The sequence below is a fragment of the Roseateles sp. FW305-36 genome, assembly GCF_058787015.1.
The window spans coordinates 241,412-258,909 of sequence record NZ_JBYSZK010000005.1 but is presented as its reverse complement, the minus strand read 5'-3'; the positions used below and the strand labels follow the sequence as shown (position 1 = coordinate 258,909).

General features: G+C 69.7%; 20 protein-coding genes. 8 read left to right on the top strand and 12 right to left on the bottom strand.

Translation table 11 applies throughout. The annotated features are described in order from the left end of the window. The first annotated feature begins 17 nt into the window (after positions 1-17). Positions 18-767: a 1-(5-phosphoribosyl)-5-[(5-phosphoribosylamino)methylideneamino]imidazole-4-carboxamide isomerase gene (gene hisA / locus AC3WOE_RS11825; protein WP_492690631.1), complete on the top strand. Its 750-nt coding sequence runs from the start codon at positions 18-20 to the stop codon at positions 765-767. A gap of 2 nt (positions 768-769) precedes the next feature. Here the strand turns inward: hisA and AC3WOE_RS11820 are convergent, their stop codons facing one another. Then, positions 770-1,369, bottom strand: coding sequence for a CHRD domain-containing protein (locus tag AC3WOE_RS11820; protein ID WP_492690630.1), 600 nt, complete (start codon positions 1,367-1,369; stop codon positions 770-772). Between the two features lie 112 nt (positions 1,370-1,481). On the opposite strand from AC3WOE_RS11820, the gene hisF reads away from it, so the two are divergent. The 6 genes from hisF to AC3WOE_RS11790 all read left to right on the top strand — a co-directional run bounded on the left by hisF (position 1,482) and on the right by AC3WOE_RS11790 (position 6,832). Beyond that, positions 1,482-2,255, top strand: a complete 774-nt coding sequence (hisF, locus tag AC3WOE_RS11815; RefSeq protein ID WP_492690629.1) for an imidazole glycerol phosphate synthase subunit HisF — start codon at positions 1,482-1,484, stop codon at positions 2,253-2,255. Beyond that, on the top strand, positions 2,256-2,804 hold the full coding sequence (gene rsmD / locus AC3WOE_RS11810) for a 16S rRNA (guanine(966)-N(2))-methyltransferase RsmD (RefSeq protein ID WP_492690628.1): 549 nt from the start codon (positions 2,256-2,258) through the stop codon (positions 2,802-2,804). It abuts the gene before it with no gap. Further along, positions 2,801-3,298, top strand: a complete 498-nt coding sequence (gene coaD / locus AC3WOE_RS11805) for a pantetheine-phosphate adenylyltransferase (protein ID WP_492690627.1) — start codon at positions 2,801-2,803, stop codon at positions 3,296-3,298. Before rsmD ends, coaD begins: the two co-directional genes overlap by 4 nt. Before the next feature lie 124 nt (positions 3,299-3,422). After that, positions 3,423-3,674 (top strand): YfhL family 4Fe-4S dicluster ferredoxin, encoded by a 252-nt coding sequence (locus AC3WOE_RS11800; protein ID WP_492690625.1) that lies wholly within the window; start codon positions 3,423-3,425, stop codon positions 3,672-3,674. A gap of 84 nt (positions 3,675-3,758) precedes the next feature. Further along, entirely contained in the window at positions 3,759-5,501 is a 1,743-nt protein-coding gene (locus AC3WOE_RS11795; protein ID WP_492690624.1) for a DUF1800 domain-containing protein, read from the top strand. Beyond that, positions 5,498-6,832 (top strand): DUF1501 domain-containing protein, encoded by a 1,335-nt coding sequence (locus AC3WOE_RS11790; RefSeq protein ID WP_492690623.1) that lies wholly within the window; start codon positions 5,498-5,500, stop codon positions 6,830-6,832. The genes AC3WOE_RS11795 and AC3WOE_RS11790 overlap by 4 nt, the downstream gene beginning before the upstream one ends. Before the next feature lie 12 nt (positions 6,833-6,844). Here AC3WOE_RS11790 and AC3WOE_RS11785 read toward each other — a convergent pair whose 3' ends face one another. Further along, complete coding sequence (locus tag AC3WOE_RS11785; protein ID WP_492690621.1) at positions 6,845-7,849, bottom strand: S1/P1 nuclease; 1,005 nt, start codon at positions 7,847-7,849, stop codon at positions 6,845-6,847. Positions 7,850-7,961: 112 nt separating this feature from the next. Here AC3WOE_RS11785 and AC3WOE_RS11780 point away from each other — a divergent pair, with 112 nt between their 5' ends. Then, positions 7,962-8,822 (top strand): OmpA family protein, encoded by an 861-nt coding sequence (locus tag AC3WOE_RS11780; protein WP_492690620.1) that lies wholly within the window; start codon positions 7,962-7,964, stop codon positions 8,820-8,822. On the opposite strand, the gene AC3WOE_RS11775 is transcribed toward AC3WOE_RS11780, so the two are convergent. From AC3WOE_RS11775 to cobU, 10 genes are read right to left on the bottom strand one after another with little or no spacing between them, the layout of a single operon-like run. Beyond that, positions 8,819-10,270: a cobyric acid synthase gene (locus tag AC3WOE_RS11775; protein ID WP_492690618.1), complete on the bottom strand. Its 1,452-nt coding sequence runs from the start codon at positions 10,268-10,270 to the stop codon at positions 8,819-8,821. The two genes, AC3WOE_RS11780 and AC3WOE_RS11775, sit on opposite strands and share 4 nt — an antisense overlap. Continuing rightward, positions 10,267-11,244: an aminotransferase class I/II-fold pyridoxal phosphate-dependent enzyme gene (locus tag AC3WOE_RS11770; protein ID WP_492690617.1), complete on the bottom strand. Its 978-nt coding sequence runs from the start codon at positions 11,242-11,244 to the stop codon at positions 10,267-10,269. The genes AC3WOE_RS11775 and AC3WOE_RS11770 overlap by 4 nt, the downstream gene beginning before the upstream one ends. Beyond that, positions 11,241-12,152: an adenosylcobinamide-phosphate synthase CbiB gene (gene cbiB, locus AC3WOE_RS11765; RefSeq protein ID WP_492690616.1), complete on the bottom strand. Its 912-nt coding sequence runs from the start codon at positions 12,150-12,152 to the stop codon at positions 11,241-11,243. The genes AC3WOE_RS11770 and cbiB overlap by 4 nt, the downstream gene beginning before the upstream one ends. Beyond that, positions 12,149-12,490 carry a DUF1636 family protein gene (locus tag AC3WOE_RS11760; protein ID WP_492690614.1) on the bottom strand — a complete coding sequence of 114 codons (342 nt, stop codon included), beginning with the start codon at positions 12,488-12,490 and terminating at the stop codon, positions 12,149-12,151. The genes cbiB and AC3WOE_RS11760 overlap by 4 nt, the downstream gene beginning before the upstream one ends. Beyond that, entirely contained in the window at positions 12,490-13,059 is a 570-nt protein-coding gene (gene cobO / locus AC3WOE_RS11755; protein WP_492690613.1) for a cob(I)yrinic acid a,c-diamide adenosyltransferase, read from the bottom strand. Before cobO ends, AC3WOE_RS11760 begins: the two co-directional genes overlap by 1 nt. A gap of 6 nt (positions 13,060-13,065) precedes the next feature. Continuing rightward, complete coding sequence (locus AC3WOE_RS11750; RefSeq protein WP_492690612.1) at positions 13,066-14,358, bottom strand: cobyrinic acid a,c-diamide synthase CobB; 1,293 nt, start codon at positions 14,356-14,358, stop codon at positions 13,066-13,068. Beyond that, positions 14,355-15,116 (bottom strand): ABC transporter ATP-binding protein, encoded by a 762-nt coding sequence (locus AC3WOE_RS11745; protein WP_492690611.1) that lies wholly within the window; start codon positions 15,114-15,116, stop codon positions 14,355-14,357. Before AC3WOE_RS11745 ends, AC3WOE_RS11750 begins: the two co-directional genes overlap by 4 nt. After that, a complete protein-coding gene (locus tag AC3WOE_RS11740; protein ID WP_492690610.1) occupies positions 15,113-16,093 on the bottom strand; it encodes a FecCD family ABC transporter permease in 981 nt (326 codons plus the stop codon). The genes AC3WOE_RS11745 and AC3WOE_RS11740 overlap by 4 nt, the downstream gene beginning before the upstream one ends. Then, a complete protein-coding gene (locus AC3WOE_RS11735) occupies positions 16,093-16,950 on the bottom strand; it encodes an ABC transporter substrate-binding protein (RefSeq protein WP_492690609.1) in 858 nt (285 codons plus the stop codon). The genes AC3WOE_RS11740 and AC3WOE_RS11735 overlap by 1 nt, the downstream gene beginning before the upstream one ends. Beyond that, the gene (gene cobU / locus AC3WOE_RS11730) at positions 16,943-17,491 is read right to left on the bottom strand and encodes a bifunctional adenosylcobinamide kinase/adenosylcobinamide-phosphate guanylyltransferase (RefSeq protein WP_492690608.1); all 549 of its coding nucleotides are present in this window, start codon (positions 17,489-17,491) and stop codon (positions 16,943-16,945) included. Before cobU ends, AC3WOE_RS11735 begins: the two co-directional genes overlap by 8 nt. Between the last annotated feature and the right edge of the window lie 7 nt (positions 17,492-17,498).

Genomic DNA, 17,498 nt, shown 5'->3' with positions numbered 1-17,498 from the left:
CCACGCTCTCCCCGGCCATGCTGCTGATCCCTGCCATCGACCTGAAAGACGGTCGCTGTGTCCGCCTCAAGCAAGGCGACATGAACGACTCCACCACCTTCGGCGAAGACCCCGCCGCCATGGCCCGCCGCTGGGTGGACGCCGGCGCGCGGCGGCTGCACCTGGTGGACCTGAACGGTGCCTTCGCGGGCAAGCCGGTCAACGAGCCGGCCATCAAGGCCATCATCAAGGAAGTGGGCGACGAGATTCCCATCCAGCTCGGCGGTGGCATTCGTGACCTCGACACCATCGAGCGCTACCTGGACGACGGCCTCAGCTACGTCATCATCGGCACGGCCGCGGTGAAGAACCCCGGCTTCCTGAAGGACGCCTGCAGTGCCTTCGGCGGTCACATCATCGTGGGCCTGGACGCCAAGGACGGCAAGGTCGCCACCGACGGCTGGAGCAAGCTGACCGGCCACGAGGTCGTCGACCTGGCGCAGAAGTTCCAGGACTATGGCGTCGAAGGCGTCATCTACACCGACATCGGCCGCGACGGCATGCTGACTGGCATCAACATCGAGGCCACCGTCAAGCTGGCCCAGGCGCTGACCATTCCCGTCATCGCCTCGGGCGGCCTGTCCGACATCGCCGACATCGAGCGCCTGTGCGCCGTCTTCGGCGACGGCGTCGAAGGCGTCATCTGCGGCCGCTCCATCTACACCGGCGCGTTGGACTTCACGGCTGCCCAGGTGCGCGCTGACGAGCTGATGGCCGCCGCCGGCTGAACTCAGCGCCGCAACTGACGGCGGCGCAGCACCAGCAAGCCCAGGCCTGCCAGCATCAGCGCATAGGTCTCGGGTTCCGGCACCGGCGCCGGCACCAGGAAGGTCCGGATCTCGCCGCCGGTCGACAAGGTCGAGTGGATGTTGAGATAGGCCTTGCCGCCGGCCAGCCCGGTCGAGAAGGCGGCGAAGGCGCTCGATACCGTGCCGCCGTTGGCGGTGACGAAGGCCGGGTTCCAGCTCGTGGCCTGGGTCATGTCGAAGGTGTGCGAATAGCTGCCCGAGGTGACGCCCAGCGGGAAGTCCGGGAAGGTCGGCACCGGCGTCGCCACGCCTGCCGAACCCGCACCGGCCGCGGTCGTGCAGCAGTGGATGTGGCTGGCCGTCGTGTTGCCACTCAGGCCGCTGAAACTCACGTCGACCTTCATCGTGAAGTTGTCGTCGTCGAAGGCCACGCTGACCGAGCCAGTCCCCAGCGACCCGGCGGCCGCGGCGGGCTCACCCACATTGCTGAGCGTGCCGACATAGATCACGGTGTGGGCCGAGGCGGCGTTGGCCCCGAGGGCAAGCGCGGTGGCCAGCAGGGCAGGGGCGGTCAATCGCATCGTCGTCTCCGTGGGGTGGGTTGAGCAGCCGCGATTGGGCGATGCTTCCCAGGGCCTGCGAAGACCTAATCAGGAAAGGAATAATCGAGGCTGGTTTTCCGTCCCCCTGCCCATGCTCGCCAAACGCATCATTCCCTGCCTCGACGTCACCGCCGGCCGCGTGGTCAAGGGCGTCAACTTCGTCGGCCTGCGCGATGCGGGCGACCCGGTCGACATCGCCGCCCGCTACAACGAGCAGGGCGCCGATGAACTGACCTTCCTCGACATCACCGCCACCAGCGACGGCCGCGACCTCATCCTGCCCATCATCGAAGCGGTGGCCAGCCAGGTCTTCATCCCGCTGACGGTGGGCGGCGGCGTGCGCGCCGTGGCCGATGTGCGGCGGCTGCTGAATGCGGGCGCCGACAAGGTGTCGTTCAACTCCGCAGCAGTGGCCGATCCCGAGTTGATCCGCGCCGCCAGCGACAAATACGGCGCCCAGTGCATCGTCGTCGCCATCGACGCCAAGCGCCGCCCCGACGATGACCCGAGAGGAAAGGGCTGGGACGTCTACACCCATGGCGGCCGCAAGAACGTCGGGCTGGATGCCGTCGAATGGGCGCGCAAGATGGCCGAGTTCGGCGCCGGTGAGATCCTGCTGACCAGCATGGACCGCGACGGCACCAAGAGCGGCTTCGACCTCGAGCTGACCCGCGCCGTCTCCGACGCCGTGCCCGTGCCCGTCATCGCCTCGGGCGGTGTCGGCTCGCTGGAACACCTGGCCGATGGCATCACGAAGGGCGGCGCCGATGCCGTGCTGGCGGCCAGCATCTTCCATTTTGGCGAGCACACGGTCGGCGAAGCCAAGGTGCTGATGGCGGCGCGGGGCATCCCGGTGCGGCAATGAATGGGTGAAGTCCGCATCATTGGCGGGCAGTGGAAGCGCTCCAAGCTGCCCGTGCCCGACCTGCCGGGCCTGCGCCCGACGTCCGACCGCGTGCGTGAAACCCTCTTCAACTGGCTGGGCCAGACGCTGGACGGCTGGCGTGTGCTGGACGCCTTTGCGGGCAGCGGGGCGCTGGGTTTCGAGGCGGCGTCGCGAGGGGCGGATGCTGTCGTGATGGTCGAGCGTGAGGCCGCCCTGGTGGACGCGCTGCGCGCCAGCCAGCGGCGGCTCCAGGCCACGGCCATCACCGTCCACCGCGCGAATGCGCTGAACTGGATGACGGCCTGCCCGGATCGCTTCGATCTCATCTTTCTCGATCCGCCGTTCGCGGATGACCTGTTCGATCGCGCGCTGGCTGCCGCCGTTCCGCTGCTGGCCGACGACGGGCTGATCTATGTCGAATCCCCGCGCGAAATCGCCGCACCGGCCGGATTCACGGCCTGGCGACAGGGCCGTGCCGGGGCCGTGCACTACCAGTTGCTGCGGCGCGAGGACAATCCGATCTCATGACCTCCCGCATCACCATCACCGCCGTCTATCCGGGCACCTTCGATCCCATCACCCTGGGCCACGAAGACCTGATGCGCCGGGCCGCCGGCATGTTCGAGCGCCTGGTGCTGGCGGTGGCCGTCGGCCATCACAAGAAGACCATGTTCACGCTCGAGGAGCGCCTGGCCATGGCCCAGGAGGTCGCGGCCCCGCTCGGCAATGTCGAGGTCATCGCCTTCGACGGCCTGCTGCGCGACTTCGTGCGCACCCATGCCGGCCGCGTCGTCGTGCGCGGCCTGCGCACCGGCGGCGACTTCGAGTATGAATTCCAGATGGCCGGCATGAACCGCAAGCTGATGCCCGAGGTCGAGACCATCTTCCTGACGCCGGGCGAGCACCACCAGTACACCTCCAGCACCTTTGTGCGCGAGATCGCGACGCTGGGGGGCGAGGTGGCGGAGTTTGTGTCGCCGGGTGTTCTCGCCCGCTTGGACGCGAAGTTCAAGAGGAGCTGATCATGGCTTTGATGATCACGGACACGCGAGGCGGGATTCGGCAAGGCATGCCTTGCCCCGCCACGCGCGGCAAGCGCATGCAGGCGCTTGCCGCATTCGTCCGCCAGCCCGATGGAGGCCGAGCATGGCGCTGATGATCACGGACGAATGCATCAACTGCGATGTCTGCGAGCCGGCCTGCCCGAACAACGCCATCTCCATGGGCGAGGAGTTCTACAAGATCGAGCCCAGCAAGTGCACCGAGTGCGTCGGCCATTTCGACGAGCCGCAGTGCGTGATGCTCTGCCCCGTCGCCTGCATACCCATCAACCCGGCCCACATCGAAAGCCGCGAGACGCTGATGCAGAAATACCAGCGCCTGACCGCGGCGGCCTGAGCCCGGCAACATTCGTTCACCTTTGCTCACGCCGGCAAGCGGCGTGCCTGCCTAGAGTCGCATCGCGACGCAGGAGGCAGCGTGGTGGACGACAAGATCGATGCGACGGAGCTCGAGCAGGCCCGGCCTGAACTGAGCACGGACACCGCTGCGGCGGCTTTGGCGGCAGCGGCGCTGCTGGCCGCCTGCGGTGGCGGAGGGGGTGGGTCATCTGACCCCGGAACCGCCACGCCGGCCACCCCCGACCCCACGCCGAGCACGCATCCCGCAGCGCCGCCCAGTCGCCGCGATGCGGCCCGCTTCCTGACCCAGGCCAGCTTCGGCGCCACCGGCCCGGCCCAGGTCGACGCCCTCGTCGCCCAGGGCTTCGACGCGTGGATGACCGCGCAGTTCGCCAAGCCGGCGGCCCTGCACATGGACTATCTGAACAGCCAGCGTGGCCGCGACCAGATGGCCGGCGAGACGCCGCGCCTCAGCGAGGAGATGAGCTACGAGGCCGTCTGGCAGCAATGGCTGACGGGGGAGGACCAATTGCGGGCGCGGGTCAGCTGGGCCCTGCTGCAGATCTTCGTCATCAGCAATATCGCCCCCGACATCCGCCCCGCGGCCATGAGCAGCTATCTGGACATGCTCAACCGCAACGCCTTCGGCAGCTGGCGCACGCTGTTGCAGGACGTGGCCCTGCACCCGGCCATGGGCTACTACCTGAACATGCTGGAAAGCGAGAAGGAGAACGTTGCCAAGGGCACCCACCCCAACGAGAACTTCGCGCGCGAGGTGTTGCAGCTCTTCTCCATCGGCCTCATCCAGCTCAATGCCGACGGCAGCCCCAAGCTGGACGCGGCCGGCAAGACCCAGCCGACCTACGACGAAAACGTCGTCAAGGGCTTTGCCAAGGCCTTCAGCGGCTGGAGCTTCGGCGGCCTGGACAACAGCAAGAACACGCAGTTCCACAACCACGACGACAACATCGAAGGCCTGTGGGTGGTGCCCATGAAGGCCTGGGCCAGCTACCACTCGCCCAGCGACAAGCTGCTGCTGGACGGCAAGACCCTGACCGGCGGCCAGACGCCCGAGAAGGACATGCAGGACGCGCTGGACACCATCTTCCAGCACCCCAATGTGCCGCCCTTCTTCGCCAAGCAGCTCATCCAGCGCCTGGTGACGAGCAACCCCAGCCCGGCCTACGTCGGCCGCGTCGCCGCCGTCTTTGTCAACGACGGGGCGGGCATGCGCGGCAACCTCAAGGCCGTCGTGAGGGCCGTGCTGATGGACGCCGAGGCCCGTGGCGACAGTCCCGCGGCCAACGTCGCCAAGCAGCGCGAGCCCGTCATCCGCTTCGCCAACATGCTGCGGGCCTTAAGCGCGAAGAGCGCGAGCGGCCTGAACCGCATCCAGTACCTGGACAGCAGCGACGACGCCCTCGGCCAGAGCCCGCTGCTGGCGCCCTCGGTCTTCAACTTCTACTCGCCCGGCTACCGTCCGGCGGGGCCCATCGCGGCACAGGGCTGGGTGGCGCCCGAGTTCCAGATCAGCGGCGAAACGGCGGTGGCCGGCTCGCTGAACTTCTTCGCCGATCTGTTCAACAGCGGTGGCTACGGCTGGCCCGAGGAGCACCGGCTCAAGCTCGACCTCGCCAGTCTCGCGGCCCTGGACTCGGCGGCACTGATCGACCGCCTCGACCTGCTTTTCTTCGGCCTCGGCATGAGCAGCTCGACGCGCCAGCGACTGGCTACTCTCGTTGGCGCCATCGACAGCAAGACCGAATCGGTCAAGGCCGCCCTGATCGTTACCGCCCTCAGCCCCGACCATGTGATTCAGAGATGAAACGCCGCCACCTGCTCCAACTGGGTGCGGCTGCCGCGCTCAACCCCTGGGCCCAGATGCGCGCGCTCGCGCAGGCCGCGCCGGCCGCGAGCGACTACCGTGCCCTGGTCTGCGTCTTCATGTTCGGCGGCAACGACGGCAACAACCTGCTGGTGCCGACCGACACGCGCTACGCGACGTATCAGCGCACGCGGCCCAATCTGGCGCTGAACAACGCCACGCTGCTGCCGCTGACCCTGTCCAACGCGACCGGCCTGGGCCTGCACCCGGCCTTCACTGGCCTGCAATCGCTGGTCAATTCGGGCCAGGGCAGCGTCATTGCCAACATCGGCCCGCTGCTGCAGCCCACCACCAAGACGCAGTACGACGCGCGCAGCGTGCCGCTGCCCTACAACCTGTTCTCCCACAGCGACCAGCAGGGCGCCTGGCAGAGCGGCGTCGTCGAGGCGCCGCCGCGCAACGGCTGGGGCGGGCGGCTGCTGGAGCGCGCCGTGGCCGAGGGCCAGACCAACCGCGGCTATGCGGCCATCAGCCTGTCGGGCGGCAATGTCTGGGAAGCCGGCGACAAGGCGCTGACGCCCTACCGCGTGTCGTCCTCGGGCCGTTTCGGCTTCGACTTCTACAACCCCAATGCCGCGGCCGGCGGCGACCCGCTCTCGGCCACCGTCGCCGCGACGCTGGCCGAGTCGCGCAGCCACCCCTTCGAACAGACCTGGCTCAACATGATGAGCCGCAGCCTGGAGGTGCAGCGCACCCTGGCCGCGGCCCTGTCGAACAGCAGCGTCACCACCGTCTTCCCCGACACGGGCCTCGGGCGCCAGCTCGGCATGGCCGCCAAGCTCATCGCGGCGCGCAGTTCCTTGGGTCTGTCGCGCCAATGCTTCTTCACGTCCATCGGCGGCTTCGACACCCATGGCGACGACCAGCTGCAGCGGCAGAACGAGAACTTCGCCGAGATCGACGGCGCCGTCACCGCCTTCAACACCGCCATGGTCGCCATGGGCCTGGCCGACAGCGTGACCCTGTTCAGCGCCAGCGACTTCGGCCGCACCTTCTCCAGCAATGGCAGCGGCACCGACCACGCCTGGGGCAATCACCATTTCGCCGTCGGCGGCGCGGCTCGTGGACCCAACGGCGGCAAGCTGCTCGGCCGCATGCCCGACCTGACGCTGAACGGCCCCGATGATGTCGGCCAGGGTGTGTGGCTGCCGACGACGGCGACCGACCAGCTCGGCACCGAGTTGGCACGCTGGTTCGGCGCCGATGCGACGACGCTGGCGGCCGTCTGGCCGCACGGCAGCGGTTTCGACCGGATCAGCGGTTGGGCCTAGGGTCTGTTGACGCTACGGCAAGGCTGTCTTCAGGATCTGGGCCAGCCGGGCGCCGGCGAGCGTCAATTGCTGGCGCTTGATCGCGTCCGAGCGGGCCTCGTAGTCAGGCGGCAGCGTCACCCCCCATTGCGAGCCGTGCTTGGGCGAGAACGTCAGGCCTTGCAAGGCCACGTGCGCCTGTTCGAGCGACTGGCTGGCCCAGCGCGCCGGCCATTCCGGCGGCGTGCCGGCATCGGCGAGCACGCGACGCGCCTCGGCCAGCCAGTCGGCGTCCACATGCCGGGGCCGGAGATCTTCAGCCACGTTGTCCCAATAGGCATGGAAGTTCTTCGCGCCGGTCGTCGGCACGGGCACGAGGTTGATGCTGTTGCCGCCTACCGTGAAGCTCGCGACGTCCAGGCCGGTCTTGTCGGGGTCGACGCGATTGCCCTGGGCGTCGAGATAGAGGCTGCCGACATGCAGGGGCTGGTGGAGGTCGCCCACCAGATGCACGAGGATCAGCAGCGCCTCGCGCGGGCTCCTGAAGCTGGGCTGGCCAGGCGAGGCGCGGCCCTGCAGCGCGAGGATGGAAGCGCGCAGCGCCCCCACCACGTCGTCCGGCCGCGTGCCGGCAAAGCCCAGCAGATAGCGGCTGCGCTGCACGGCGATGTCGGCGTAGTGCATCTGCTTGTGGCAGCTGTCCTCGTCCAGGCCGATCGTGCACTGGCGGTCATTGCGGCGCACATAGTCGGCCATCTCGGCGATGCGCGCCGGCGTCTCCAATTGAGCGCAAGCCGGGAACTTGCCCGGCGACGGATAGGTGTAGCCCTGGCTGGGCGAGATGCCCTTGGCACAGTCGGCCCAGATGGCGGCTTGCTGCAGGGACATGTCGCCCAGCAGCTGCGCAACCCGCGCCTCGGCGGGGCTGCCCTTGATCAGGCCGGCGGCGATCGTGGCGACGGTCTGGTGGCCGTCCGATCCCCAGGCATGGGCAACGAAGGGCAGGGCAGTCAGCAGCGTGGCAAGCAGGCGGCGCATCGGCAGGATCTCGGTCGGTCAAACCCGCAATCTTGCCTGTTCGGACGAGCGCCTCCGTGACCCGCCGGTTAGCATCAACCCGGCCACCTCCCCCGAGTCAGGAGACCGTCTCATGAGACTGCAGCTTGCCCGCCTCGTCGGCTTCTCGTTCCTCTTGTGCCTGAACCTCGCCTGGGCCGTGCCGGCCGACGTGGCGCGCAGCAAGGACCACCCGCTGCTGACGCGCTACCCGAATTCCCACATCGTCGAATACGCCAAGAACTTCAACGGCGCGGACTTCGCCGTGGCCCGCGGCGCCGATGGCAACCCGGTGCGCAAGCGCATCGAGGGCGACATGACCGACATCCTCTACTTCCACGGCGATGTCGACAAACAGCCGAGCGCCCTGCAGTTGATCCGCAACTACCAGAACGCCATCAAGGGCATTGGCGGCGAGGTGGTCTACGAGCGCCTGCCCAAGGACGGCGATGGCGGCGAGACGACGCTGCACGTGAACGCCGGCGGCAAGGAGGTGTGGGTGCTGGTGGAGCCCGGTATCTTCAGCGCGCCGACGCAGAGCTACAGGCTCACGGTCGTCGAGGTGGCGGCCATGCAGCAGGTGGTCACGGCCAACAAGATGCTCGACGAGATCAACAAGAACGGCTTCATCGCCCTCTACATCAACTTCGACACCAACAAGGCCGACCTCAAGGCCGACGGCCAGGCCACGGTGCGCGAGATCGTCGCCATGCTGAAGGCGGCGCCGACGCTGAAGATCGCCGTCGAGGGCCATACCGACAACGTCGGCGCGGCCGCGGCGAACAAGACCCTGTCGGAGCAGCGCGCCAAGAGCGTGATGAATGCCGTGGTGGGTGGCGGCATCCCGGCCGCGCGGCTCAGTGCCGCCGGCTTCGGCGCCGAGAAGCCGATTGCCGACGACCGCAGCGAGGAAGGCCGGGCCAAGAACCGGCGCGTGGAGCTGGTGAAGCGCTAGGCTATCAGCCCTGCCAGCCGCCCCGGCTGGAAGTGCAGGTCGATGAAGTCTGCCAGGCCGTTGAACACCGCATCCAGCGACCGGCCCGGCGTGCCGAACAAGGCCTTCAGCACGGCCGGCTGCTCGAACAGGCCGTGGGCATAGACGCCCAGCACCTGGCCCGACTGCCAACCCACCGCCTCGCCGGCCGCATTGCGCAAGGCCACCTCCGGCGCCGGCAGGCCGGCATGGGGCTTGGTGCGGCCATGGCGGATCTCGTAGCCGCTGGCCCTCAGGCCGGCCAGGGCCTGCCAGCCACCGTCCAGCGAGCTGGAAAAGCAGAACTCGGTGCTGCGCAGCAGCTTTTCGCGTTCGAAGGCGGTGACCAGGGGCAGCAGGCCCAGGCCCGGCGCATTGCCGTCCACGCCGTGGGTGTCGATGAGGGCCTCGCCCAGCATCTGCAGGCCGCCGCAGATGCCGAGCACGCGGCCGCGATGGGCGTTGATGGCCAGGTCCAGCTTCTGGGCACGCAGCCAGGCCAGGTCGGCCGCGGTGGACTTGGAACCGGGCAGGATGATCCAGTCCACGCCGCCCAAGTCCTTGGGCTCGCGGGCCCAGGACAGGCGCACGCCGGCCAGCTGGCGCAGCGGCTGGAACTCGTCGAGGTTGGAGATGCGCGGGTAGGCGACGACGGCGATGCGCAGGCCGCTGCCCGCGTGACCGGTGGTGGCATCATCGAACACGCCGTCCTCCTCGGGCAGGCCATGGCCGCGCCACATCGGCAGCGTGGCGATGGTGGGGACGCCGGTCAGGTGCTCGAGCTGCTCGGGCCCCGGGGCCAGCAGGCCGGCGTCGCCGCGAAAGCGGTTCAGCACAAAGCCCTTGACCTGGCCGCGCACGTCCTCGGGCATCAGCTGGTGGGTGCCGTAAAGATGGGCGAAGGCGCCGCCGCGGTCGATGTCGGTGACGAGCAGGCAGGCGGCCCTGGCATCGCGTGCCGTGCCGAGATTGACGTAGTCGCTGGGCGCCAGGTTGATCTCGGCCGGCGAGCCGGCGCCTTCGATGACGACGACATCGTTCTCGCGCATCAGCTCGTGCAGGGCCGCGCGGGCGCGGGGTTTGAGCAGGGCACTGCGCTCACGCCAGGGAATGCTGGCCATGCCGGGCTGGACCTCGCCGAGCACGACGACCTGGCTTTGCGTGTCGGCCTCGGGCTTGAGCAGCACGGGGTTCATGCGCACCTCGGGCACGCGGTTGGCGGCCAGGGCCTGGAAGTACTGGGCGCTGCCGATCTCGCCCATCAGGCCGTTCAGGCCGGGCACGACGCGCGCGTTGTTGCTCATGTTCTGGGCCTTGAAGGGCGCGACCTTCAAACCCTGGCGCGCATACCAGCGGCACAGGGCCGTGGCCAGCCAGCTCTTGCCCGCACCGCTCGTCGTGCCGAGCACCATGACTGCCTTACTGCTCATGCATCTTCGCTTTCGATTTCAAGCAGGGCCTGTTGCAGGGCCTGCTGGGCGGCTGGTGGCTGGGTCGACACGCGCACCCAGCCGGGCAGGCCGAAGGAGGTCGCGTCGCGCACGCGGATGCCGCGTTCGCGCAGCCGCGGCGCCATGTCGGCGCGCGGTGGTCGGGCCAGCCAGAAGTTGGTGCAGCTCGGGCGTTGCAGCCAGTCGAGATCGGCCAGCAGCGCACGCTGCTGTGCCGCCCATTCGCGCAGTTGCCGGCGTGCGTCCACCAGCCAGGCTTGCGTGTCGTCGCTGGGCCAGTGCATCAGCATGGCCACGCCCTCGGCCGACAGCACCCAGCTGGGCGCCAGCGACAGCGCGTGGGCCCACACCTCGTCGGCGGCAGGAGCCACGAGATAGCCGGCCCGCACGCCGGTCAGGCCCAGGGCCTTGTTGGGGCAGACGAGTTGCCAGGCCCCGGTCGGCAGCGCGGGTGCTTCGCCCTGCAGCCGCAGCGGCTCGTAGGCGCGGTCCACGGCGACAAGATGGCCGTCCAGGGCGGGCCATGCGGACTGGCTGGTCGCGGCGGGGTTGCAGGGCTCGCAGATCCAGACCAAGGCCGGCGCCATCGGCTGGATGTCGGCGGGCTGGGCATAGGGCTTCACGACCAGGCCGAGGGCCTGCGCGGCGAGGGCGTAGTCGCCAAAGCCGGGCTGCGGCACCCACACCTCGCGGCGGCCGGCGAGCAGGGCCGCCAGCGTCAGCCGGCGTATACCCTCGGCACCACCGGCCGTGGGCAGCACCAGGTCCTCGCCGCCCAGGCGACGGCGCAGCTCACGGTAGCCCGGGTCAGGGTACTGGCGTCGGTCTGCCGCCTGCACCGCGCTGAGCAACGAGGGCGGGGGGGCCAGCGGGCTTGCGTTGGTGGAGAAATCGAAGGCGGGCGGCGGCCCGTCGTCCGGGCCGCCGTGTTCGGGCAGCAGGGGAGTGCTCATGACCTCAGCGCCCAGGCGAGCAGGGCAATCAGGGCGGTTGCTATGACCACAGCTTGCCATGCCACCGCGCGCGCCGCGTGCAGGTCGTCGGACGCTGGCGACCGGCCGTCGGCATTCAGCGTGTAGACCCCCGGTTTGGCCAGCCGCAGGTCCAGGCGCAAGGCCATCGCGGCCATCGGCCAGCCGCTGTTGGGCGAGGGTGTGCGTCGGGCTTCGCGCGGCAGCCGGCCGAAGGACGGCGGCATCAGCAGCAGGGCCGTCAGCCGCGCGGGGATCCACGACAGCACGTCGTCCGCCCGTGCCGCCCACTTGCCGCACCATTCGCGTTCGTCGCGGTAGCCCCACATCGCATCGGCCGTGTTGGCGAAGCGGTAGACGGCCGCGCCCGGAAGGCCGGCGATGGCGAACCAGAACAGCGGCGCAACGACCGAGTCGTTGAGGTTCTCGGCCAGGGTCTCGATGGCGGCCTCGCGCACCTCGGTCTCGCTCAGGGCCACGGTGTCGCGGCTGACGAGGCGGGACAGGCGCGCGCGGCCGGCCGCCAGCGATTCGCCCAGTGCGGCCTCGACGGCCAGGGCCTCGTCGGCCAGCATGCGCCAGGCGAGCAGGGGCTTCAGCAGCAAGCCGATCAAGACGGCCGCGCCGACGAGGCCCGGCAGTGAGGTCCAGGGCTTGAGCAGCATCAGCACCCAGCTTTCCAGCCACAGCGCGATGAAGGCCACCAGGGCCGCACCCAGCAGCCAGGCCAGGGCACCGGCGACGAAGCCCAGGGCCGCCGGCAGCTTCGTCAGCTTGAAGAGGCCGAGATAGCGGCCCATGCCGACGACGGGGTGCATCCAGGCGGGCGGCTCGCCGAGGCAATCCACCCCCAGGGCCACGGCCATGGCCAGCGGCAGCAGCAGGTTCATGAACCCAGCGGCGGCAGTCGGGCCACCAGGCTGCCCTTGAGTCGGTCCGGCCGGCGGTCCCAGGCCAGCAGGCCGTCACCGGCCTCGGCATGCTGGGCCGCCACGGCCAGCAACGCGTCGACGCTGGCTGCGTCGGGCGCGAGCTGCCCGAACAGATAGCTGTGCTTGCCGGCGCCCTGAAGCGCCGCCGTGCAGCTCTGCTTGCAGGCGGCCATGCAGGCCTGGCCGCGGACGGGCAGTGGCCAGTCGCGCGCCAGGGCCTCGTTCTCGACGGCCTCCAGCAGGGCCTGGCCCTGGCCGTCGGCGCAGGTGGTGCAGATGATGAGGGCGCTGTCCATCAATCCTCGATGCCCCGCTGAGCCGGCACGCCGGCCTTGTAGTGGTGCTTGATCATGGTCATCTCGGTGACCGTGTCGGCCAGCTCGATGAGCTCGGCGGGCGCGCCACGGCCGGTCAGCACGACGTGCACATGCGGCGGGCGCTCGCGCAGGCAGGCCAGCACCGTGTCCAGCGCCAGCCAGCCATAGCGCAGCGGGTACATGATCTCGTCCAGCACGATGAGGAAGTGATCGCCCGAGCGGATGACCGACTCGGCACGCGCCCAGCCTTCGCGGGCCAGCTCGGCGGAATGCTCCAGGTCCTTGCTCTTCCACGAGAAGCCGTCACCCAGGCCCTCGATGGGCACGCCCAGCTGCTCGAAGACGCGGTGCTCGCCGAAGCGGGCGCTGGGGACCTTCATGAACTGGTAGATGCGCACCAGCTTGCCGCGGCCGTGAGCCCGCAGCGCGAGACCGAATGCGGCCGTGCTCTTGCCTTTGCCGTCGCCGGTGTGGACGATGACCAGGCCGCGGCGTTCGCCACTCGGAATCACTCGCTCGCGGTCGACGGGAGGTTTCTCGATTTCCATCTGCGTTCAGCCGGCGAAGAAGGCCGCGATGGCCTCCGGGTTGGACGGGAAGTAGTGGTGCACATAGCTCGCGCGCAGCGAACCCTGCTGGTAGAGGGCCTCGGCGGTCTTGCCGCCGTTGGGGTTGCTCGCCCGCGCGATCGGCGCCAGCGGTGTCTGCAGCGTGGAGTAGTGATAGCTGTGGCCGCGCAGCGGGCCCTCGGGCCAGGCGATGGCCTGCAGGCCCAGGGCCGCGAGGCGGTGTTGAACATGGGCGCGACCCGGCATGACACCCGCCATGCGGTGGGGTTCGCCCGCCGCATCGGTCAGCTCGTCGAGCAGGGCCAGCATGCCGCCACATTCGGCCAGCAGCGGCTTTGCTGCGTTGATATGGTGAGTTAGGGATTCTGTCAGAGTGGGATGCCTGCCAAGCGCCTCGGCATGCAGCTCGGGATAGCCGCCGGGCAGCCACAGTGCGTCGCAGCGGGGCAGGTTCTCGTGGCGCAGCGGCGAGAAGAAGGCCAGTTCCGCACCCAGTTCGCGCAGCAGGTCGACATTGGCCGGATAGATGAAGCCGAAGGCCGCATCGCGGGCAATGGCGATGCGTCGACCCAGCAGCGACTTCGGCAGCGGCGGTTCGGCCGCGGCTTCGAAGGACTGCGCCCTGAAGTCCAGGCCGGGCCGCAGCCCGGCTTCCCAGGCATCGGCCCAGGCGTCGAGCTGGGCATCCAGCTCGGGCTGCTCCAAGGCCTGCACGAGGCCGAGGTGGCGCTCGGGAAGGATGAGCTTGGGCTCGCGGGGCAAGGCGGCGATCAGCGGCAGGTCATCCGGCAGGCCTTCGCTGAGCATGCGGCCGTGGGTCGGGCTGCCGATGCGGTTGGCGATGACGCCGCAGTGGTGCAGCTCGGGCCGGAAGCGCGCCAAGCCCGTGGCCAGGGCCGCGAAGGTCTGGGCCATGGCCGAGGCGTCGATGACGCAGACGATGGGCAGGCCGAAGGCGGCCGCCAGGTCGGCGCTGCTGGGGTTGCCGTCGAACAGGCCCATGACGCCTTCGACGAGGATGAGGTCGGCCTCGCGCGCGGCCTCGGCCAGCAGGGCCTGGCAATGGGCGAAGCCGCCCATGAAGAGGTCGAGCTGGTAGACCGGCCGACCGCTGGCGCGCTCGAGGATGCTGGGGTCGAGGAAGTCCGGCCCGGTCTTGAACACGCGCACGCGCTTGCCGCGGCGGGCATTGGAGCGGGCGATGGCCGCGGTGACGCAGGTCTTGCCCGAACCCGAGGACGGGGCGCTGATGAAGAGGGCGGCGCAGGAGATGGTCATAGGGGCAGGGCGACCCAGCGTCCTTCGATCTGGGCGATGTGCAGGCGGGGACCGAAGACGCGCTTCAGCGCTTCGTGGGTGGCGGCATCGCCGGGGGCACCGACGTGCACGATGCGGCCGTCGGCCATCAGCACGAGGTGGTCGGCCTGCAGGGCGAGATGCAGCTCGTGCAGCACGCTGACGATGCTGTGGCCGGCCGCGACGCGGGCCCGCACCAGGGCCATCCATTCGGCCTGGTGGGGCGGGTCGAGGTGGGCGAGAGGCTCGTCCATCAGCGTCAGCGGCGCGTTGACGGCCAGGGCGCGGGCCAGCAGCACGCGCTGGCGCTCGCCACCCGACAGCGAGCCCAGGCGGCGCTCGCGCCAGGCCCAGCTCTGCGTGGCCTCCATGGCGGCTTGAACGGCGGTGTGGTCGGCGGCGGTGGGCGGTGCCAGCCAGGGACGGTGGGGCAGGCGGCCGAGCATGACGACGTCGTGGGCCATCAGGTCGTCGGCACCGTTCTCCTGCTGGCCCATCCAGGCGAGCTGGCGGGCACGTTCGCGGCTGGGCCAGTCGTTGAGCGGCTTGCCGGCAAGTTGCACCGCGCCTTCGCAGCGCTGCAGGCCGGCGACGGCGCGCAGCAGTGTCGACTTGCCGGCGCCGTTGGGGCCGACGATGGCGGTCCAGCGGCCCTGGACAACGGCCAGGTCGATGTCATGGATGAGGTCGCGGCCGTCGATGCGGACGCGTTCGATGCGGGCGTGCAGGGCCGTGCTCATCGCTTGGGGGCTCCGCGGCGGTGCATCAGGATCAGGAGATAGATGCCGCCGAGCAGCGCGGTGACGAGGCCGACCGGCAATTCCTGCGGACGCATCAAGCCTCGCGCCACCACGTCGGCGATCAGCAGCAGCGCCCCGCCCGCCGCCGCCGACATCAGGATCAGCCGGCCATGCAGCATGGGGCAGAGGCTGCGCACTAGGTGGGGCGCAACCAGGCCGACAAAGGCGACGATGCCGGTCTGGGCGACCGCGGCGCCGGTGGCCAGTGCGAAGGCGAAGATCAGCAGCAGCCGCATCAGGCCCATGCGCATGCCCAGCGACGCGGCCGTGGCCTCGCCCAGGGTCAGCGCGTCCAGGGCCGGGCTGGCCAGCAGGCCGATGACCAAGGCCACGACGCCGCAGGCCGTCATCACCGTGACGCTGCTCCAGCCCAGCAGACCGGTGTTGCCGAGCAGGAAGGCCTGCATGGCGCGCAGGATGTCGGGCGCCCACAGCGTGGCCAGGCCCGTCAGCGCATTCAGCACGACACCGACGACGACACCGGCCAGCAGCAGGCGCAAGGTCTGCTCGACGCCGCGCGCCAGGATCAGCGTCAGGCCGACGCCCACCAGCGTGCCGACGAAGGCGATGCCGGTCAGGCCGACATGGGCCAGCAGCGACGAGGTCTGCGGCGAGATGCCCGTCAGCGCCAGCGCGATGGCGACGGCCAGGCCCGCACCCGAGGCGCTGCCTAGCAGATAGGGATCGGCCAGCGGATTGCGGAACAGACCTTGCGACATCGCGCCGGCCATGCCCAGCAACGCGCCGGCCAGCCAGGCGCCCAGCGACCGTGGCAGGCGGATCTCCCACAGGATGATGCCCATGCTGTCGTCGCCGAGGTCGGCCCAGCCGGTGCTGCCGATGGCCACGCCGGCCAACACGCTGGCCGCACCGACGACGAGCAGCAGCGTCAGCAGCAGGCCGGGGCGCAGGCTCATCACGAAGCGGCTTTCTCGCGCAGGCAGCGGGCCATGATCTGCGCGGCTTCGGCCATGCGCGGGCCCGGGCGGGCGAGGATGTCGCCCTCCTCGGGCTTGAAGATGCAGATGCGGCCGCGCTGGATGGCGTTGATGCGGTCCCAGCCGGGGCGCTGGGTCAGGCCCTCGGAGCCGCGCGTGCCGATCATGATCAGGGCCGGGTTGGCCTTGACGACGAACTCGGGGCTGATCTTGGGGAAGGGGCCGAGGGACGCCGGAATGATGTTGCCGGCGCCGAGCCTGGTCAGGGTCTCGCCCATGAAGGACGATTCGCCGGCCGCGTAGAGGCCGCTGGCCACTTCGTAGTACACCTTCACGCCGCGCGCCTGGGCCGGCACGCTGCTGGCCGCCGCAGCGACGCCGGCCTCGATATGGCGCCAGACGCGCTGCGCGTCGGCCACGCCCAGCACCTGGCCGATGATGTTCAGCACGCGCTGCACGTCCTTGTAGGAACGCGGCTCCAGGGCGATGACCTTCATGCCCAGGGCCCGCAGCCGCTCGGAGACGCGCGAGGACACGGCCACCAGCACCACATCGGGCTTCAGGGAGGCGATCAGCTCGACATTGGTGTCCTCCATGCCGCCGACCTTCGGGAGGGCGTTCACCTGCGCGGGGAAGTTGGAATAGCGGTCGACGCCGACCAGCCTGGCGCAGGCGCCGAGTTCGCAGACGGTCTCGGTCAGCGAAGGCAGCAGGCTGATGATGCGCTGCGGCGGCGCCGGGATCTGCGTGACCTGGCCGAGGTCGTCCTTGATCTCGACGGCGCCCGCGGGCAGGGCAGCGGCGAGCAGCAGGAAAGCAAGCAGCAATCTAAGCATCGGCTTCATCCTCGACGGGCCGCGTCCAGGCCTGGCCCGCGACCATCAGTGTCAGTTGGCCGCAGCGGCGCGCCACGTCCTGGTTGAGGCGGCCGAGTTCGTCGATGTAGCCGCGCACCTCGCGGCCCAGCGGCGACACGCCCCAGCCGACCTCGTTGGAAACGAACACCACGCGCGACTTCAGCCGCGGCAGCAGCTCCAGCAGTGCACCGCGCTCGGCTTGCCAGCCGGCCTGATCGGGCGCGCCGTCCATCGGCATCAGCCAGTTCACCAGCCACAGCGTCAGGCAGTCGACGACGACCAGGGAGTTGGCATCGTCGGCCTGTTGCAGGGCAGCGCTCAAGTGCAGCGGGGCTTCGATCGTCTCGAAGCCCGCCGGCCTTGTTGCACGGTGATGGGCGATGCGCGCACGCATCTCGTCGTCGGCCGCCAGCGCCGTCGCGATGACGACGACACGGCCCGGCCAGCGCAGGGCCAGCCTTTCGGCTTGGCGGGACTTGCCGCTGCGCTGGCCGCCGATGATGAGTTGGTGTGCGCTCATCACTAAC

What these genes read in the sequence shown, in the direction of transcription:
- AC3WOE_RS11735 (WP_492690609.1), bottom strand. Translation starts at nt 16,950, where the DNA reads ATGCTTAGATTGCTGCTTGCTTTCCTGCTGCTCGCCGCTGCCCTGCCC.
- cbiB (WP_492690616.1), bottom strand. Translation starts at nt 12,152, where the DNA reads ATGAACCTGCTGCTGCCGCTGGCCATGGCCGTGGCCCTGGGGGTGGAT.
- AC3WOE_RS11790 (WP_492690623.1), top strand. Translation starts at nt 5,498, where the DNA reads ATGAAACGCCGCCACCTGCTCCAACTGGGTGCGGCTGCCGCGCTCAAC.
- hisF (WP_492690629.1), top strand. Translation starts at nt 1,482, where the DNA reads ATGCTCGCCAAACGCATCATTCCCTGCCTCGACGTCACCGCCGGCCGC.
- AC3WOE_RS11785 (WP_492690621.1), bottom strand. Translation starts at nt 7,849, where the DNA reads ATGCGCCGCCTGCTTGCCACGCTGCTGACTGCCCTGCCCTTCGTTGCC.
- AC3WOE_RS11820 (WP_492690630.1), bottom strand. Translation starts at nt 1,369, where the DNA reads ATGCGATTGACCGCCCCTGCCCTGCTGGCCACCGCGCTTGCCCTCGGG.
- AC3WOE_RS11780 (WP_492690620.1), top strand. Translation starts at nt 7,962, where the DNA reads ATGAGACTGCAGCTTGCCCGCCTCGTCGGCTTCTCGTTCCTCTTGTGC.
- AC3WOE_RS11740 (WP_492690610.1), bottom strand. Translation starts at nt 16,093, where the DNA reads ATGAGCCTGCGCCCCGGCCTGCTGCTGACGCTGCTGCTCGTCGTCGGT.
- AC3WOE_RS11800 (WP_492690625.1), top strand. Translation starts at nt 3,423, where the DNA reads ATGGCGCTGATGATCACGGACGAATGCATCAACTGCGATGTCTGCGAG.
- rsmD (WP_492690628.1), top strand. Translation starts at nt 2,256, where the DNA reads ATGGGTGAAGTCCGCATCATTGGCGGGCAGTGGAAGCGCTCCAAGCTG.
- cobU (WP_492690608.1), bottom strand. Translation starts at nt 17,491, where the DNA reads ATGAGCGCACACCAACTCATCATCGGCGGCCAGCGCAGCGGCAAGTCC.
- AC3WOE_RS11775 (WP_492690618.1), bottom strand. Translation starts at nt 10,270, where the DNA reads ATGAGCAGTAAGGCAGTCATGGTGCTCGGCACGACGAGCGGTGCGGGC.
- cobO (WP_492690613.1), bottom strand. Translation starts at nt 13,059, where the DNA reads ATGGAAATCGAGAAACCTCCCGTCGACCGCGAGCGAGTGATTCCGAGT.
- hisA (WP_492690631.1), top strand. Translation starts at nt 18, where the DNA reads ATGCTGCTGATCCCTGCCATCGACCTGAAAGACGGTCGCTGTGTCCGC.
- AC3WOE_RS11770 (WP_492690617.1), bottom strand. Translation starts at nt 11,244, where the DNA reads ATGAGCACTCCCCTGCTGCCCGAACACGGCGGCCCGGACGACGGGCCG.
- AC3WOE_RS11745 (WP_492690611.1), bottom strand. Translation starts at nt 15,116, where the DNA reads ATGAGCACGGCCCTGCACGCCCGCATCGAACGCGTCCGCATCGACGGC.
- coaD (WP_492690627.1), top strand. Translation starts at nt 2,801, where the DNA reads ATGACCTCCCGCATCACCATCACCGCCGTCTATCCGGGCACCTTCGAT.
- AC3WOE_RS11760 (WP_492690614.1), bottom strand. Translation starts at nt 12,490, where the DNA reads ATGGACAGCGCCCTCATCATCTGCACCACCTGCGCCGACGGCCAGGGC.
- AC3WOE_RS11750 (WP_492690612.1), bottom strand. Translation starts at nt 14,358, where the DNA reads ATGACCATCTCCTGCGCCGCCCTCTTCATCAGCGCCCCGTCCTCGGGT.